The organism is Amycolatopsis decaplanina DSM 44594 (genome assembly GCF_000342005.1).
Lineage (GTDB): Bacteria > Actinomycetota > Actinomycetes > Mycobacteriales > Pseudonocardiaceae > Amycolatopsis > Amycolatopsis decaplanina.
Genome location: NZ_AOHO01000075.1, coordinates 45870 through 60434 on the forward strand (window position 1 = coordinate 45870; position 14565 = coordinate 60434).

Consider the following 14565-nt stretch of genomic DNA (forward strand, 5'->3'; position numbering starts at 1 on the left):
TGAAGGTGTGAATCGGTGCTTCACTTCTTGAGTGCCGTATCGCCGTACACCGAAAGTCCAGGAGCGCCTGGACGCCCAGCGCGACGCCCTCCTCGCCGCCGCCATGGAGCAGTTGGCCGAGCGCGGGTACGCGGGCTGCTCGGTGTCGGCGGTCGCGGAGCGGGCCGGGGTGGCGGTCGGGAGCGTGTACCGCCACTTCCCCACCAAGGCCGCGCTGGTCGTGGAGTTGTTCCGCAAGGTAGTCACGCGTGAGGTCGAGGCTGTGCGCGAGGTGTCGGAGCGGCCCGGCACGCCTGCCGAGCGGGTCGTGGCGGTCTTCGACACTTTCGCGAGCCGGGCGTTGAAGACCCCGCGGATGGCATACGCGCTGCTGGCCGAGCCTGTCGACGCGCCGATCGAGGCCGAGCGGCTGGTGTTCCGGCGTGCTTTCCGTGACGTCGTGGCCCAGCACGTGGCGGACGGCGTCCGGTCCGGGGTGCTGCCCGCCCAGGACGCGGACGTCACCGCGGCGGCGCTCGTCGGGGCGGCGGCCGAGGTGCTGATCGGCCCGTTGACCACCGGCAGCGCGGACGAGGTGTCCGGGCTGCGCACTTTCGTCCTGCGTTCCTTGGGAGGTTCCGATGCCGGTCACTCATGAGGTCACCAATCAGGTCCCGCCGCTGGCGGAGTACGACGTCGCCGCCGATCCGGCCTTATTGGAAGGGCTGGAGCGGGCGGGCGCGGGCTGGGCGGTGGCCGAGGTGCACGCCCTCGGCAGGCTGGCCGGGAGTGAGCAGGCCCAGGAGTGGGGCAGGCTGGTCAACGAGAACGAGCCGGTGCTGCGGACGCATGACCGGGTCGGGAACCGGATCGACGAGGTCGAGTTCCATCCGTACTGGCACGAGCTGATGGATGTCGCGGTGTCCTACGGGCTGCACGCGGCACCGTGGCGGGATCCCCGGCCGGGCGCGCACGCGGCGCGGGCGGCGAAGATGTACGTCTGGGGCCAGGTCGACGCGGGGCACACGTGCCCGATTTCGATGACGTACGCGGCGGTTCCGGCGTTGCGGTTCAATCCCGAGCTCTCCGCGCGGTACGAGCCGTTGCTGGCGGCGACGGAGTACGACTTCGGGCTGCGTGAGCCGAGTTCGAAGCGCGGGCTCATCGCCGGGATGTCGATGACGGAGAAGCAGGGCGGTTCCGACGTCCGGGCGAACACGACCACGGCGCGTCCGCTGGGTGACGGCAGCTATGTGATCGTCGGGCACAAGTGGTTCACCTCGGCGCCGATGTCGGACATGTTCCTGACACTGGCTCAGGCGCCGGGTGGGCTGTCGTGCTTCCTGCTCCCCCGGGTCCTGCCGGACGGCTCACGCAACGGGATCCGGTTGCAGCGGCTGAAGGACAAGCTGGGCAACCGGTCCAACGCGTCGTCGGAGATCGAGTACGACGACGCGATCGGCTGGCTGATCGGCGAGGAAGGCCGCGGGGTGCGCACCATCATCGAGATGGTGAACAACACCCGGCTGGACTGCGCGGTCGGGAGCGCGTCGGGGATGCGGTACGGCGCCGTGCGGGCCGTGCACCACGCACGGCATCGGCGCGCGTTCGGGGCGAACCTGGTGGACCAGCCGCTGATGGGCAACGTGCTGGCGGACCTCGTCGTGGAGTCCGAGGCGGCGACGACGGTCGGGATGCGGCTGGCGTCGGCCACCGACCGGCCGGATGACGAGCAGGAGCAGGCGTTCCGACGGCTGGGGCTGGCGGTGACGAAGTACTGGGTGTGCAAGCGTGGTCCGTCGCACGCGGTGGAGGCGCTGGAATGCCTGGGCGGGAACGGGTACGTCGAGGAATCGGGGATGCCGCGGCTCTACCGTGAGGCTCCGCTGATGTCGATCTGGGAGGGTTCGGGCAACGTCGCGGCGTTGGACGCGTTGCGGGCGATGGCGAAGCAGCCGGAGTCGGTGGCGGCGTATTTCGCGGAGGTCGAGCAGGCGTCCGGTGCCGACGTGCGGCTGGACGACGCGGTGGGCAGGCTCCGCAAGGAGTTGTCGGATCTCTCGGACATCGAGTACCGGGCGCGGCGGCTGGTCGAGTCGATGGCACTGGTGCTGCAGGGTTCGTTGCTGGTGCGGCACGGGACACCGGCGGTGGCCGACGCGTTCTGCGCGTCGCGGCTGGGTGGCGACTGGGGTGTCGCGTTCGGGACGCTTCCGTCCGGAGTGGACGCGCGGGCGATCATCGCGCGCGCGGAGGTCTGAGCGAAGGCATCCTGCGCGGGCGAGTTGGACGATCTCGCGTGATCAGGCGGCGCACTCGCGTGATCAGAGACGGATCTCGCGTGATCAGATGGCGAACACCCGAGTGCGCCGTCCAATCACGTGAGTTCGGTGTCTGATCACGCGAGTCACGCCTTTGCCTGGGTCATGAACCCGGCGAGCGGCGCCTGGGTGACCGATATCGTCGCTTCCGGCGAGCCGGACTCTCAGTGCCCGTATGACCACGTGCTGCGGCGGACCGGTCGATTCCTCCGGCAGGACCGCCGCAGAGCACTGCGAACAGCCGCAGGATTGCGGAATTCGGGTGCATGCAAGGGCTCGCGCGTCGGCTACGTTCCTCGGTCATGGTCGATCGCCGAAGATGCCTGGTCCTGATTCCCCTGGCGCTGTTCGCCGCCGGCTGCGCGACGGCCACCCCGACACCGATCTTCGCCGCCGCGAGTTCGAGGCCTTCCGCGGAGCGTGCGCCGATGATGGAGGCGGCGGCCCCGTCCGGCATGCCGTTCGTCGCGGCGGACGGACGGGACCTGAGAGCCTGTGCCGATGGGGAGTGCGAGGTGCTGGTCCGGACCGGCGACCAGATCCCCAACGACGGCGGCGCCGGTCCGCTCGCGGTCGCGGTCCAGGCCGGGAAGGTGGGTCTCGCCCCGGCTTCCGGCGGGATGGGCGGGGCGGTGTCCGGTCCGGCCGGGATGGTCCACCAGATCAACCGGCAGGTGATCGTCGTCGTCGCGGTACGGGATGACGAAGGGATCGTTCGGCTCAGCAAGAAATAACGGGATCAGTTCAGGCCGGCGATGAATTTCGCCCGCGGTCCCCGGTCGGGCTGGTCGAAGGTGAGCTCTGTACCTACTAGTATGTACGTTATGCATGCGATGCAGTACGAGATCACCCTCCCCGCCGACTACGACATGGGCATCATCCGTGAACGCGTGGCCACTCGCGGGCATCTGCTCGACGACTTCGGCGGCCTGGGGCTGAAGGTCTACGGGATCCGTGAGCGCGGCGTCGACGGTTCGACGCTGAACCAGTACTCGCCCTTCTACCTGTGGCACGACGAGACCGGGATGAACGCCTTCCTGTTCGGCGGCCCGTTCAGTGGCATCGTCGAATCCTTCGGGCGTCCCGCCGTGCAGCACTGGACCGTGCTCGGCTTCGAGGAAGGACCCGCGTTCGGCTCTTCCCCGATCGCGGCCGGAAAGCACGTCATGCGGATCCCCGGCGAGACCGACCCGGCCGCCTTCCTCGGCGACGCTCTCGACGGGCTTCACGAGCATCTGCGGCAGGACGGAGCGCATTCCGGCGCGCTGGCCGTCGATCCTCGGACCTGGCAGGTCGTCCGTTACAGCCTGTGGGCGGGCGAGGCGCCGGAGTCGGACGAGGTCCGGTATCGGATCCTCCACCTGTCCTCGCCGCAGCTGGATCAGCTGCGGCGAGGACGGCAGTGGGATCAGCCGAGCAACGCGGCGAACAGCGCGCCTGGATCGGCTTCGGGCGGACCGGCGGGCCACTGATCCCGGTACGGGTACCAGAGCCCGTCCTTGCCCAGCCGCACCTGCACACCGGTTCCGTGGACGGTGCAGTGGTTGCGTTCGATGTCCAGGCCTTCCCCGGGATCGTCCACGACCTCGGCGAAGGCGGCCCGTGCCCGGCCCATCGCCTGCGACGGCGGGGTCCACGTGGTCTCGAGGACCTCGAGACCGGCGCGGCCACCGTGCCGCCAGGCGAGCACCGCGCGGTCGAAGTCCTCGCCGCTCTCGGCCGGACGCAGTCTCTCGGCTGTCTCAGGACGAGTGGCGGCCAGGCGGACGGCGTCCTGTTTGCGGGTGAGCTTCGGCTGCGACGCCAGCAGCGCACCGGCCATCTGCCCCGCGTTGGCGACCAGCAGAGCGAAGGTCTCGGCCGGGATGCCGGGCGCCCCGGGCACGGTCGGGCCTACGGCGGGCGTGAACCCGGCGAGATCCGGCAACGGACCCGGCTCGTCGGCGTACGCCCGCTCGGGCGCGATGTCGTCGTCCCCGGTGCGCACGAACCGAGGAGCGTTGCGCCGCTGCAACTCGTCGAGCAGCTCCCGTTCCCCCTTGCCGCGCATCAGCAGCAGCACGAACGGATCCGCGTCGAGCAGCCACGAGGCCTGGAACGACAGCGCCGCGGCATGGCGGCACGGCAGCTCCCAGCCGGGGCAGTCGCAGTCCGGGTCGAGGTCACCGATTCCGGGCAGCAGATGCACTCCGGCGTCGTCGGCCGCCTCGACGAGGTCGTGGGGCATGTCCCGGTCCAGCAGCGCGGCGAGATGTCCTGCACGCGAGGCGACCCGGTCGAGGAACCGGTCCCACTCGTCACCGGTCAGTTCCGCGAGACGGACCTCGGTGCGGTACTGGCCCTCTTGATCGTCCACCACGGCGGCGATCCGCCCCGGGCTGACCGTGATCGGACCGACCCGGCCCGCCGCGGCGTACTTGCGGCCCTGTTTGAGCTGCCGCAGATCCAGCGCGGTGTCCTCCATCGCGCTGATCCACGCGCGGCCCCACCACGAGCAGGCGAACTGGCCGCGTCCACCTTGGGCGCCGAAAGCGGGGAAACCCCGGACGCGGTCTTCGGGAGTGCTCATCGGCGGCTCCTCAACTCGACCAGATCGGCCAGCTCCTCGTCGGTCAATTCGGTCAGGGCGGCCTCGCCGCCGGCGAGCACCGCGTCGGCCAGCGCGCGTTTCTCCCGCAGCATCGCCGCGATCCGGTCCTCGACCGTGCCCTCGGCGATGAGCCGGTGCACCTGCACCGGCCTGGTCTGCCCGATCCGGTACGCGCGGTCGGTCGCCTGGTCCTCCACCGCAGGGTTCCACCAGCGGTCGTAGTGCACGACGTGATCGGCGCGGGTCAGGTTGAGCCCGGTCCCCGCGGCCTTGAGCGACAACAGGAACACCGGCACCTCACCGGCCTGGAACCGGCGCACGAGATCCTCGCGTTTGGGCACCGGCGTGCCGCCGTGCAGCAGCTGTGTGCCGATCCCACGCTGTGCGAGATGACGTTCCAGCAACCGCGCCATGGCGACGTATTGCGTGAACACCAGCACCGCGCCGTCCTCGGCGAGGATCGTGCCCAGGAGTTCGTCGAGCAGTTCGAGCTTGCCCGATCGTCCGTCCAGCACCGCCTCCGACGGCTCCTTGAGGTACTGCGCGGGGTGGTTGCAGATCTGCTTGAGCCCGGTGAGCAGCTTGACGATCCGGCCGCGGCGCGCGATGCCCTCGCTCCCGGCGATCTCGGCCATCAGCTCGCGGACCGTCGCCTCGTACAGGGCCGCCTGCTCGGCGGTGAGCGTCACCGGACGGTCGGTCTCCGTCTTGGCGGGCAGCTCCGGCGCGATCCCCGGATCGGATTTGCGGCGGCGCAACAGGAACGGGCGGACCAGCCGGGACAGGCGTTCCGCGGCGTCCGGGTCCTTTCCGGACTCGACCGGTTTCGCCCATACCCGGCGGAAATCGGCCATGCTGCCGAGCAGACCCGGTGTCGTCCAGTCGAGGATCGCCCACAGCTCGGTGAGGTTGTTCTCCACCGGTGTGCCCGTCAGCGCCACCCGCGCCGACGACGTCAGTGTCCGCAACGCCTTCGCCGTGCCGGAGCGGTGGTTCTTGACGTGCTGGGCCTCGTCGGCGACCAGCAGTCCCCAGTGGACAGCTCCCAGCGGTTCCGGGTCGACGCGCAGTGTGCCGTAGGTCGTGAGCACGAAGCCGTCGCCGAGTTCTTCGAGTGAGCGTTCGGTGCCGTGGAACCGCCGCACCGGGACGCCGGGGGCGAACCGGGTGATCTCGCGTTCCCAGTTCCCCAGCAGGGAGGCCGGGCAGACGACCAGCGTCGGGCCGTTCGCGCGATGCAGGTGGAGCGAGATCAGCGTGATCGTCTTGCCGAGCCCCATGTCGTCGGCGAGACAGCCGCCGAGCCCGATCGACGTCATGGCGGTGAGCCACTGCAGGCCGCGCATCTGGTAGTCGCGCAGGGTCGCGGCCAGGCCTGGTGGCGGTGCCTGCGGTTCGGGCGGGGCGAGCAGCCGTTCCCGTAACGCGGCGAGCCAGCCGTCGGTGAGGACGTCGACGCGTTCGCCGTCGACCTCGGCCGTCCCGGTCAAGGCGGCGCCGAGCGCGTCGATCGGTGTGAGCGGCTTCAGTGCGCGATCCCGCACCTTCGCCGCCAGCGCCGGGTCGACGAGCACCCACTGATCACGCAACCGCACGACGGGACGGTGTGCCTCGGCCAGCGCGTCCATTTCGGCCGCGGTGAGCGGTGCGCCGCCGAGAGCCAGCTGCCAGTCGAACTGCAGCAGGGTGCCACCGGCGAAGAACGACGGGAGATCGGCGGGCGGCGCGGCACCGCCGCCGACGATCGCCTTCGCGCTCAGGTCGCGAACGAGATCGTCGGGCCAATGCACGTCGATGCCCGCCGTGGCCAGCAGCGGCGCGGCCGTGGTGAGCAATTCGGTGATGTCGGTGTCTCCCAGCCCGACCTCATCGGGAACAGCGGCGCCGAGCAGTGGTTCCAGCGGTGGCCACAGCTGAGCGGCGCGGCGCAGGGCCAGCATCACGTCGATCCGGGCCCGCGGGCCGAACCGGTCGTCGCCCGCCCAGAGCGCGGCCGCGTCGATCAGGACGCCGGGATCGGCGAGGCTGTGCACCTGGACGACCCCGCTGAACCGGCCGATCGTGAAGTCGTCGCCGGGTGCCTCGATCCGCACCGAGACCCGGACCCCGGAGTCCAGCCCGGCCGCGACCTCGGCCGCCCAGTCCCGAAGTTGCGGAACACGGTGTGACGGCGCGGCGGCGAAGGCCTTGACGCCCGCTGCCTGGGAGGCCGCGGGCGTGCGGGGAAGGGTGTCGGCCACGGCGTCGAGGAACGCACGCAGCAGCGGATACCGCGCGGGGAGCAGGTTTCCCTCGCCTGGGATCGCCCGGGCCCGCGCCGGCATCGCTTCGGACAGCTCACGCAGCCAAGCGGCGTCGGCGGGTTCCAGCGGACCCGCGCGCCAGGCGTCCACATCGGACTCCGTGAGTCCGGGCAGCAGCCTGCCCGCTTCGGCCAGCTTCAACGCCGCGGCGGCCGCCGTGCTCCAGAAGCGCGCGGAGGGATCGTCGCTCTCACGAAGCCGCAGCAGCGCGGGGAGTGCCTCAGCCATCGGGAGTCGTACGCACGGCACCGTGGTGATCTCGGGGAGGGCGACTGTCACCTCCCCGGTCCCCGGCGTGTTCCCCTCGGCGTTCCAGAAGACGAATCCGCTGGTCCGAGGGGGATTCTTCGGTTCGAAAACGACACTCCCGAAACCGTCGTGAGACGCCACTCAGCCCCAATCTCTGTACGGTGTACAGTTCAGAATAACACAACTCTGTACACCGTAGAGAGAACGTGATGACGGACGCGGACCACACCGGGACGGGCGATCCACGGCGGACCATCGAGCTGCTCTGGGGCGTGCGCGAGAAACCCCGTCGCGGCCCCAAGCCCAAGCTCACCGTCGACGAGATAGTCACCGCCGCGATCGAGATTGCCGACACCGAGGGCATCACTTCGCTGTCGGTGCGCCGGGGCGCGGAAAAGCTCGGCGTCTCCCCCATGACGATCTACACCTACATCCACAGCCGCGCCGAACTGCTCGACCTGATGATGGACCGGGTCCACGGTGAACTGACCGATCCCCCAGAGAGTCACGACTGGCGGGTCACGATCACGATCCTCGCCGAGGACGCCTGGGAGATGTACCACCGGCATCCCTGGATGCTCCAGCTCACCACCGGCCGTCTCCCCCTCGGCCCGCACACCTTCGCGAAACACGAACGCGAGTTGAAAGCCGTCGACGCGATCGGGCTCACCGACCTGGAGATGGACGCCGTGGTGGCGATGGTCAACGGATTCGTCCAGGGCATCGCGCGCGGTTCGGTCGAATCGGCGAGCCTCGTGCGGCGCTCCGGCCTGACGGACATGGAGTGGTGGACGGCCAGCGCGCCCGTACTCGCCGAGATCCCCGAAGCCGACGCCGGACTGTTCCCGCTGGCGGCGCGGATCGGGCAGGCCGCCGGGGAGACCCACGGCGCGGCGAGCGCGCCACTGCACACCTTCCGGTTCGGGCTGGCGCGGATCCTGGACGGAGTCGAGCAGCTGGTCACCGGCGGCTCTGGCACCTCAGGGACCGAACTCCCCTCATGAGCGTCGTCGCAGTGAGCGGTAGAGCAGCCACAGCGCCAGCGCGACCGGGGTCAGGACCGCCGTGAACAGGATTCCCGCGAACATCCCGTAGCCGTGCGGGTCGGACGACAGTCCGGTCGCGCTGAGCACCGCGCTGCCGACGAGCAGTACGATCACCGCGACGACGCAGGCGAACACGCCGAGCACGATGCGCCGCACCACCGTCCGCGAGGCGCTCGTGTCGTCCTGCGTGTCCATCTGCGGCTCCGCTGGTCGAAACGTCACTCCGGGTCGGGCGTGCAGACGGTCAGGAACGACTTCCGGTTCTCACGCTGGACGTCCGACGCGTCCATCCAGCCGCTCCTGCCGAACAGGTAGCTCCCGGCCGGACGCCCGGCCGACTCACGCAGCACCTGGGCGACGTCGGCCTTGGCACCGTACGCTTTCGGGCCGTCGACGGTGAAGGTGATCGAGCCCGCCTTGGTCCAGTCGTAATCCGCGGGCAGCGGTGTCCGGACCTGGAGGCCACCGGTGTCCGGCGAGGTCTCCCCGGCCGTTTTCAGCAGGTCCAGGTGCTCGACCCGCACCCCTGGCCGCGGCGCGGTCCACACCTGCTCCGTGCTCTCCTTGGTGCCGGAGTCGAACGTCAACCTCAGGCCGGTGACGCCCTCGCAGGGGGTGCCCGTCCACAGTTTCAGGACGCCGTCGTCGACGCGGAACCCGGCCTCCGGCGGCAGCGACGGCGCGAACTGCGCTTTGGTGTCGCACGCCGCGGTCACCGCCACCACGAGCAACGCGGCGCAAGCGACGCGCGGCCGCCTAGTGATATCCGCCATCGGAGAGTCCCGCGTCTTCCTCGGTTTCGTTGCCGCCGGTGATCTGCTCCCACGCGTAGGAGGCGAGGAAGCCGGCATATCCTTCGCGCCCCCATTGCTGGGAGTGGCGCTCCTCGTGGTGCAGCAACCGGTCCATGTCGAGCGAACCCTGGGACGCGCCGTTGTCGTCCTCGTACCAGGCGTGCCCCGACTTCGCCACCTCGCGAAGTTGCTGCGCCGGATCCTTCGGGTCGTCGATGTTCAGCATGAACGTGTCGCCCCAGGTGGTTCCGCCGCGTTGGCTGAACTGGTCCTGGATGAGGTTCCCGCCCAGGCCCATCATCATGCCGTTCGGGGTGGTCACCAGCCGACCGCCGTTGCCGTGGACGAAGCCCACGTCGTCGTCGTAGCTCCACGAGTTCTCGCGTTGCCGGTCGGTGATCCGCCGCAGTTCCTCGGATCCGTACGGGGTCGGTGCGAAGTCGGTCTTCTCGCCTTCGGTGCCGTAGTCGGTGCCCGCGTTCAGGATGTAGGTCATCCGCACCGCCTTGGCGGCGTCGTCCCCGCTGATGTCGGTCGGCATCAGGAAGTACGACTTGAAAGTCCCGTCGCCGTCCTCGTCCTCACGGATCTCTTCCATGCCGTCGAGGACCTTGAAGTCCTCCGGCGTGATGTCGTGGTCGTCGGCGATCTTCTTGATGGTGTCGATCGACACGCCCCGGCGTACGGCGTTCTCGAGCCACTGCCGGTAGTGGCCGGTCGCGGGCGGCCCGGTCAGCAGCCCGGCGTCGCGGAGCGACTGCTCCATCTCGATCACTCCGGCCTCGATCTCCCCGCTCTTCCTGGCGCCTGCCAGGTCGGTCGCCCCGTGGTCGCTGATCTGGGCGTCCTGCGCGAGCCGCATCACGCGGGCGAGGGCGGCGTCGATGGTGTTCGCCGTGGTGAGGATCGCCTTGGTTTCCTGTTCCAGCTGCTTCCTGATGGTCTCGCGGTGCCGCCGGGCCTCGGCGCGTTCTTCGGCCTCGAACCGCGACTTCGGCGGCGGGTCGGCGGGCCTGTTGTCCACGATCGCGCCGTCGGCCGCGACGCGGAACTGGTAGGTGTCGGCGAGGGAGTCGTTGTTGGCGACCCTGGTCTTCAGCGCGGACACGTCGTCCGACGCGTTCTGCAGGGCACGTTCGACGGCGGACAGTTCCGCGATCAGGATCTCGGCCTTGTTCCGCGTGTCGCCCAGTGAACCGCGTGCGCGTTCGCCGGCGGGGCCGTGCCAATCGGGCAGTTTCCTGGCGTCGTCGAGTTCGTCCTGCAGCCCGCTGAGTTTGTCCCGACGGCCACCCAGGTCGGTGGCCGTCGCGTCGAGTGCCTCGGCGTCCCATTTGCGGACGTCGTCGTAGCCGACCGTCATCCTCCGAAAGCCTCCTTCGCGGAGTTCTCGTTTTCGGAGTACGTCTTGGCGGCCGTCGTGATCGATTCGCTCCAGCGGTCGATCTCGTCGGCCCACCCTTTCGCCCGCTCGGTGAACGTCGACGCCAGCGTGGGCGCGCTCTTCGCGGCCTCTCCACCTGGCAACGCCGCCGCTATCGCGCCCAAGCCGGTGCCCGGTTCCACGCCTCTGGCCTGGTCCGCGGCGGAGCCCGCCGCCTTGGCCGCGTTCCGCAGCTGACCGATCTCGACCTCGTATCCGCTCACAGCCTGTGCCCCCAACCTGGATAGGTCAGCGGCACTCTACGTCAGCTCGGAAGCCTCCACAGCCGATTCGCGCGAGGAGGTGGGCGCTTCTTCGGCGACCGGGGGGCGGGCGAGTTCGGCCAGCTGCCGGACCACGTCGTCGTACCGCGCCTGATCGGCGGCGGCACGGGCCTGTGCGCGCTCCAGTTCCTCACTCAGCGCCGTCACCCGGGCCTCGGCGAGGCTGCGGGCCGTGTGCTCTTGCGCCAATTCGGCCCGGACGCGGTCCAGATCCCCACGCAGGATGGCGGATTCCTCCCGCGCGGCCGCGCAGTCCTTTTCGGACACCGTCGTGCGGGCCTTCGCTTCGTCGAGCCGGTCGAGCAGGGCTTCGAGTTCGGCCACCGCCCGCGCGAGCGCCGTGTCCCGCTCGCCCAGCTCCGCTGTCAGCCGGGTCTTCTCCTCCCGGACGGCCGCGAAATCCTCACGTAGCGTCCGCAGGTCGGAGACCAGCGCGTCGCGGGCGCGTTCGGCCGCCACGGTCGCGGCTTCGGCGGCGCCGCGGGCACGTTCGTGGGCCGCGACCTCGGTCCACGAACGCTGGCGGGTCTCTTCCGCGTCCTTCAAAGCCTGTTCGGCCGCGCGTTCCGCCTTGGCCTTGGCCATCTTGTCGTCGCGGGACGCGGCCAGCGCGGTCGCGCGCGCGGTGTCGGCCTTCGCCGCCGCCTGCTGCGCGTCCTCGGCCTCACGCCGGGCCGCGGCCGCGTCTGTTTCGGCCTCGGTGACCCGGCCCAGCGCCGCCTCGGCGGCGTCGTCGAACCGCGAGCGCATCGCGTCCAGCAGTTCCACCAGCGACGCGGCGGTCGGGGTGAACTCGTCCGCGATCCGGCGGACCTCCAGCAGCGGATCGGCCACGCTCGCCACCGCGGCCGCCCGCCGGGCACGCGACGCGGCGTCGGCGTGGGTTTTGCTGCAGTAGGCCGAAGGCCGACCGCCCTTGCGTTTCCCCTCGGCGTCCACCGCGGGCGGGGGCAAGGGATTCTCGCAGCCTTCCAGCGCGCACAGCCGGACCTCGTCGGCGTCCGTATCGATCACCGCAGCAGGGTAGCGCTGCCCCGCGGGGCAGGATGCGAGGCAACGCCGGGAAAACTGTCGGTCCCGCCGATAGGGTCGCTCACGTGCGTGTCCTGTTCACCTTCGCCGGCGGCAACGGCCACTTCCGGCCACTGCTCCCGATCGCCCGCGCGCTCGCCGACGCGGGGCACACGATCGCGTTCACCGGCGAGCCGCTGATGGTCCCGATCGTCGAGGCGGCTGGGTTCGCCGCGTTCCCGTCCGGCCCGAATCTCGGCGGTGACGGCGCTCGCCGCCCGTTGCTCCCCGTCGACAGGGACCGCGAGGACGCCGACCTCCGTGACGGTTTCGTCCGCCGTACCGCGCCCCGGCGCGCCAAGGACGTCATAGCGCTGTGCGAGGACTGGGAACCGGATCTGCTCGTGTGCGACGAAGCCGATCACGGCGCGATGATCGCCGCCGAACGGCTCGGTCTCCCCCACGCCACCGTCCTGGTGATCGCGGCGGGCGTCCTCATCCGCCCCGAACTGGTCGACGACGCGCTCAACGAGGTCCGCGCCGACCACGGTCTTCCGCCGCAACGGAACCTGGAGATGGCGTACCGCCACCTCGTGCTCTCCCCGTTCCCGTCGAGCTTGCGCGATCCCCGTTTCCCGCTGCCGCCGACCGCACGGCCCTTCCACAGTCCCCTTCCCGGGCGCGGTCCGGCACCGGACTGGCATGCGGAAGGACGCCCCACCGTCTACTTCACCCTCGGCACGATCTTCAACACCGAATCCGGCGACCTGTTCGCCCGGGCGCTGGCCGGCCTGCGAGACGTGGACGCGGCCTGTGTGGTGACCGTCGGGAACCTCATCGACCCCGCCGAGTTCGGCCCGCAACCCGGGCACATCCACCTCACGAGATACCTGCCGCAGGACGACGTCCTCCCGTATTGCGACGCCGTCCTCACGCACGGCGGTTCGGGCAGCCTGCTCGGCGCGATCGCGCACGGACTGCCGATGGTGCTGCTCCCGATGGGCGCCGACCAGCCCCACAACGGCGACCGTGTCACCGAACTCGGACTCGGCACGGTCCTCGACGTCGCCGACGCGACACCGCAGGACATCCGTGACGCCGTGTCCGCGGTGCTGCGGGAAACGTCCTACCGGGAGGCCGCAGGGCGGTTGCGGGACGAGGTCATCGCGTACCCGCCGCCGGAGAAAATCGTCCCGCTCCTGGAAGGGCTGCTCCGGTGACCACTGAACTCGACGCCGCGATCACCCAGGCGTTCCGCGAGGAGTCGGGGCAGGTGATCGCCACCCTGATCCGGGTCACCGGTGACTGGGACCTGGCCGAGGACTGCGTCCAGGAGGCGTTCGCGCTCGCGTTGCGCACCTGGCCCCGCGACGGTGTCCCGGCGAAACCCGGCGCCTGGCTGACCACGACGGCACGCAACCGCGCCACCGACCGGATCCGGCGAGAGACCGTCGGCGCGGAGAAACTCCGCGAGGCCGCCGAGCTGAACGTGCCCACCGAGCCGGACTGGGACGAAAGCGGTGTCCACGACGACAGGCTCAGGCTGATCTTCACCTGCTGTCACCCAGCGCTGCCGCTCGAAGGCCAGGTCGCGCTCGCGCTGCGGACCTTGGCCGGGCTGACCACGGCCGAGATCGCCCGTGCCTTCCTGGTCTCCGAGGCGACGATGTCGCAGCGCCTGGTCCGAGTGAAACGGAAGATCCGCACCGCGGGCATCCCGTACCAGGTGCCGCCCGCGGATCTGCTTCCCGAACGCACGGCCGCGGTGCTGGGGATGCTGTACCTGCTGTTCAACGAAGGTTATTCGGCGAGCGCGGGCACCGATCTGCTCCGGCCCGATCTGTCCGCGGAAGCCATCCGGCTCGCCCGGATCCTCGCGAGCCTGATGCCCGGCGAGCCGGAAGTCCTCGGGTTGCTGGCCTTGTTGCTTCTGCACGACGCCCGCCGGGCCACGCGGGTCGACGGCGACGGCACGCTCGTCTCACTCGAGGATCAGGACCGCGGAAGCTGGAACACCGCCGAAATCGCCGAGGGCACCGAAGTGCTGGAGACCGCGCTCCGCCGCGCTGTCCCTGGCCCGTACCAGATCCAGGCCGCCATCGCCGCCTGTCACGCGACGGCCGTCCACGCGTCCGACACAGACTGGGCGCAGATCGCCGCCCTCTATGGGGAACTGTTGCGTTTCGTGCCCTCGCCGGTCGTCGAGTTGAACCGCGCGGTCGCCGTCGCCATGGCCGACGGCCCCGAGGCCGGGCTCGCACTGGTCGACTCGCTCACCACGGGCGGCCGGCTTTCCGGCTACCACCTGCTTCCCGCGACCCGCGCGGATCTGCTCCGGCGTCTCGACCGGTTCGAGAAGGCCGCCGACGCCTACGGCGAGGCGCTCGCGCTCGCCGGCACCGACGCCGAGCGCGCCTACCTGTCGGGAAAACTCGCCGAAATCTCCTGACGTCCGGGGTGCCTGTCGGGCGTCCATGTCCCGAAAGGGCCCGGTTCACCGTGCCACCACCCGGCCCGGACGGGGCCACGCACATCTCATCTCGGTCACGCGGGCTGCCCCGGGCC

Annotated in this window: 14 protein-coding genes; 7 read left to right on the forward strand and 7 right to left on the reverse strand. The window is 70.3% G+C overall.

What is annotated here, in order from left to right; genetic code table 11:
• Nucleotides 1–31: 31 nt before the first annotated feature.
• From H074_RS32790 to H074_RS32805, 4 genes are all read left to right on the forward strand, one after another.
• Nucleotides 32–637, forward strand: a complete 606-nt coding sequence (locus tag H074_RS32790) for a TetR/AcrR family transcriptional regulator (RefSeq protein ID WP_007034391.1) — start codon at nt 32–34, stop codon at nt 635–637.
• On the forward strand, nt 621–2240 hold the full coding sequence (locus tag H074_RS32795; protein WP_007034392.1) for an acyl-CoA dehydrogenase family protein: 1620 nt from the start codon (nt 621–623) through the stop codon (nt 2238–2240). Before H074_RS32790 ends, H074_RS32795 begins: the two co-directional genes overlap by 17 nt.
• Nucleotides 2241–2602: 362 nt before the next feature.
• Complete coding sequence (locus H074_RS32800; RefSeq protein ID WP_051072061.1) at nt 2603–3034, forward strand: hypothetical protein; 432 nt, start codon at nt 2603–2605, stop codon at nt 3032–3034.
• A 90-nt stretch (nt 3035–3124) separates the two neighbouring features.
• Complete coding sequence (locus tag H074_RS32805) at nt 3125–3772, forward strand: DUF4865 family protein (RefSeq protein ID WP_007034394.1); 648 nt, start codon at nt 3125–3127, stop codon at nt 3770–3772.
• Here the strand turns inward: H074_RS32805 and H074_RS32810 are convergent.
• Nucleotides 3709–4869 carry an SWIM zinc finger family protein gene (locus tag H074_RS32810; protein ID WP_007034395.1) on the reverse strand — a complete coding sequence of 387 codons (1161 nt, stop codon included), beginning with the start codon at nt 4867–4869 and terminating at the stop codon, nt 3709–3711. The two genes, H074_RS32805 and H074_RS32810, sit on opposite strands and share 64 nt — an antisense overlap.
• Nucleotides 4866–7583: a DEAD/DEAH box helicase gene (locus H074_RS32815; protein ID WP_007034396.1), complete on the reverse strand. Its 2718-nt coding sequence runs from the start codon at nt 7581–7583 to the stop codon at nt 4866–4868. The genes H074_RS32810 and H074_RS32815 overlap by 4 nt, the downstream gene beginning before the upstream one ends.
• Nucleotides 7584–7651: 68 nt before the next feature.
• Between H074_RS32815 and H074_RS32820 the strand changes: the two genes are divergently transcribed.
• Nucleotides 7652–8446, forward strand: coding sequence for a TetR/AcrR family transcriptional regulator (locus tag H074_RS32820; RefSeq protein ID WP_007034397.1), 795 nt, complete (start codon nt 7652–7654; stop codon nt 8444–8446).
• Here the strand turns inward: H074_RS32820 and H074_RS32825 are convergent.
• From H074_RS32825 to H074_RS32845, 5 genes are read right to left on the reverse strand one after another with little or no spacing between them, the layout of a single operon-like run.
• On the reverse strand, nt 8441–8683 hold the full coding sequence (locus tag H074_RS32825; RefSeq protein WP_007034398.1) for a hypothetical protein: 243 nt from the start codon (nt 8681–8683) through the stop codon (nt 8441–8443). The genes H074_RS32820 and H074_RS32825 overlap by 6 nt on opposite strands.
• Before the next feature lie 23 nt (nt 8684–8706).
• The gene (locus H074_RS32830) at nt 8707–9261 is read right to left on the reverse strand and encodes a hypothetical protein (protein ID WP_039923911.1); all 555 of its coding nucleotides are present in this window, start codon (nt 9259–9261) and stop codon (nt 8707–8709) included.
• A complete protein-coding gene (locus tag H074_RS32835; RefSeq protein WP_007034400.1) occupies nt 9245–10645 on the reverse strand; it encodes a WXG100 family type VII secretion target in 1401 nt (466 codons plus the stop codon). The genes H074_RS32830 and H074_RS32835 overlap by 17 nt, the downstream gene beginning before the upstream one ends.
• Entirely contained in the window at nt 10642–10929 is a 288-nt protein-coding gene (locus H074_RS32840; protein WP_007034401.1) for a hypothetical protein, read from the reverse strand. The genes H074_RS32835 and H074_RS32840 overlap by 4 nt, the downstream gene beginning before the upstream one ends.
• A 36-nt stretch (nt 10930–10965) precedes the next feature.
• Nucleotides 10966–12003: a hypothetical protein gene (locus tag H074_RS32845; RefSeq protein ID WP_007034402.1), complete on the reverse strand. Its 1038-nt coding sequence runs from the start codon at nt 12001–12003 to the stop codon at nt 10966–10968.
• A gap of 83 nt (nt 12004–12086) precedes the next feature.
• Here H074_RS32845 and H074_RS32850 point away from each other — a divergent pair, with 83 nt between their 5' ends.
• Together H074_RS32850 and H074_RS32855 are read left to right on the forward strand one after the other, a co-directional pair.
• Nucleotides 12087–13220 carry a glycosyltransferase gene (locus tag H074_RS32850; RefSeq protein ID WP_007034403.1) on the forward strand — a complete coding sequence of 378 codons (1134 nt, stop codon included), beginning with the start codon at nt 12087–12089 and terminating at the stop codon, nt 13218–13220.
• A complete protein-coding gene (locus tag H074_RS32855) occupies nt 13217–14449 on the forward strand; it encodes an RNA polymerase sigma factor (protein ID WP_007034404.1) in 1233 nt (410 codons plus the stop codon). Before H074_RS32850 ends, H074_RS32855 begins: the two co-directional genes overlap by 4 nt.
• Nucleotides 14450–14565 lie beyond the last annotated feature (116 nt).

Bases quoted from the DNA above. Each gene is read 5' to 3' on its own strand.
- H074_RS32795 (WP_007034392.1), top strand. From the start codon at position 621: ATGCCGGTCACTCATGAGGTCACCAATCAGGTCCCGCCGCTGGCGGAG.
- H074_RS32800 (WP_051072061.1), top strand. From the start codon at position 2,603: ATGGTCGATCGCCGAAGATGCCTGGTCCTGATTCCCCTGGCGCTGTTC.
- H074_RS32805 (WP_007034394.1), top strand. From the start codon at position 3,125: ATGCATGCGATGCAGTACGAGATCACCCTCCCCGCCGACTACGACATG.
- H074_RS32810 (WP_007034395.1), bottom strand. From the start codon at position 4,869: ATGAGCACTCCCGAAGACCGCGTCCGGGGTTTCCCCGCTTTCGGCGCC.
- H074_RS32820 (WP_007034397.1), top strand. From the start codon at position 7,652: ATGACGGACGCGGACCACACCGGGACGGGCGATCCACGGCGGACCATC.
- H074_RS32825 (WP_007034398.1), bottom strand. From the start codon at position 8,683: ATGGACACGCAGGACGACACGAGCGCCTCGCGGACGGTGGTGCGGCGC.
- H074_RS32830 (WP_039923911.1), bottom strand. From the start codon at position 9,261: ATGGCGGATATCACTAGGCGGCCGCGCGTCGCTTGCGCCGCGTTGCTC.
- H074_RS32835 (WP_007034400.1), bottom strand. From the start codon at position 10,645: ATGACGGTCGGCTACGACGACGTCCGCAAATGGGACGCCGAGGCACTC.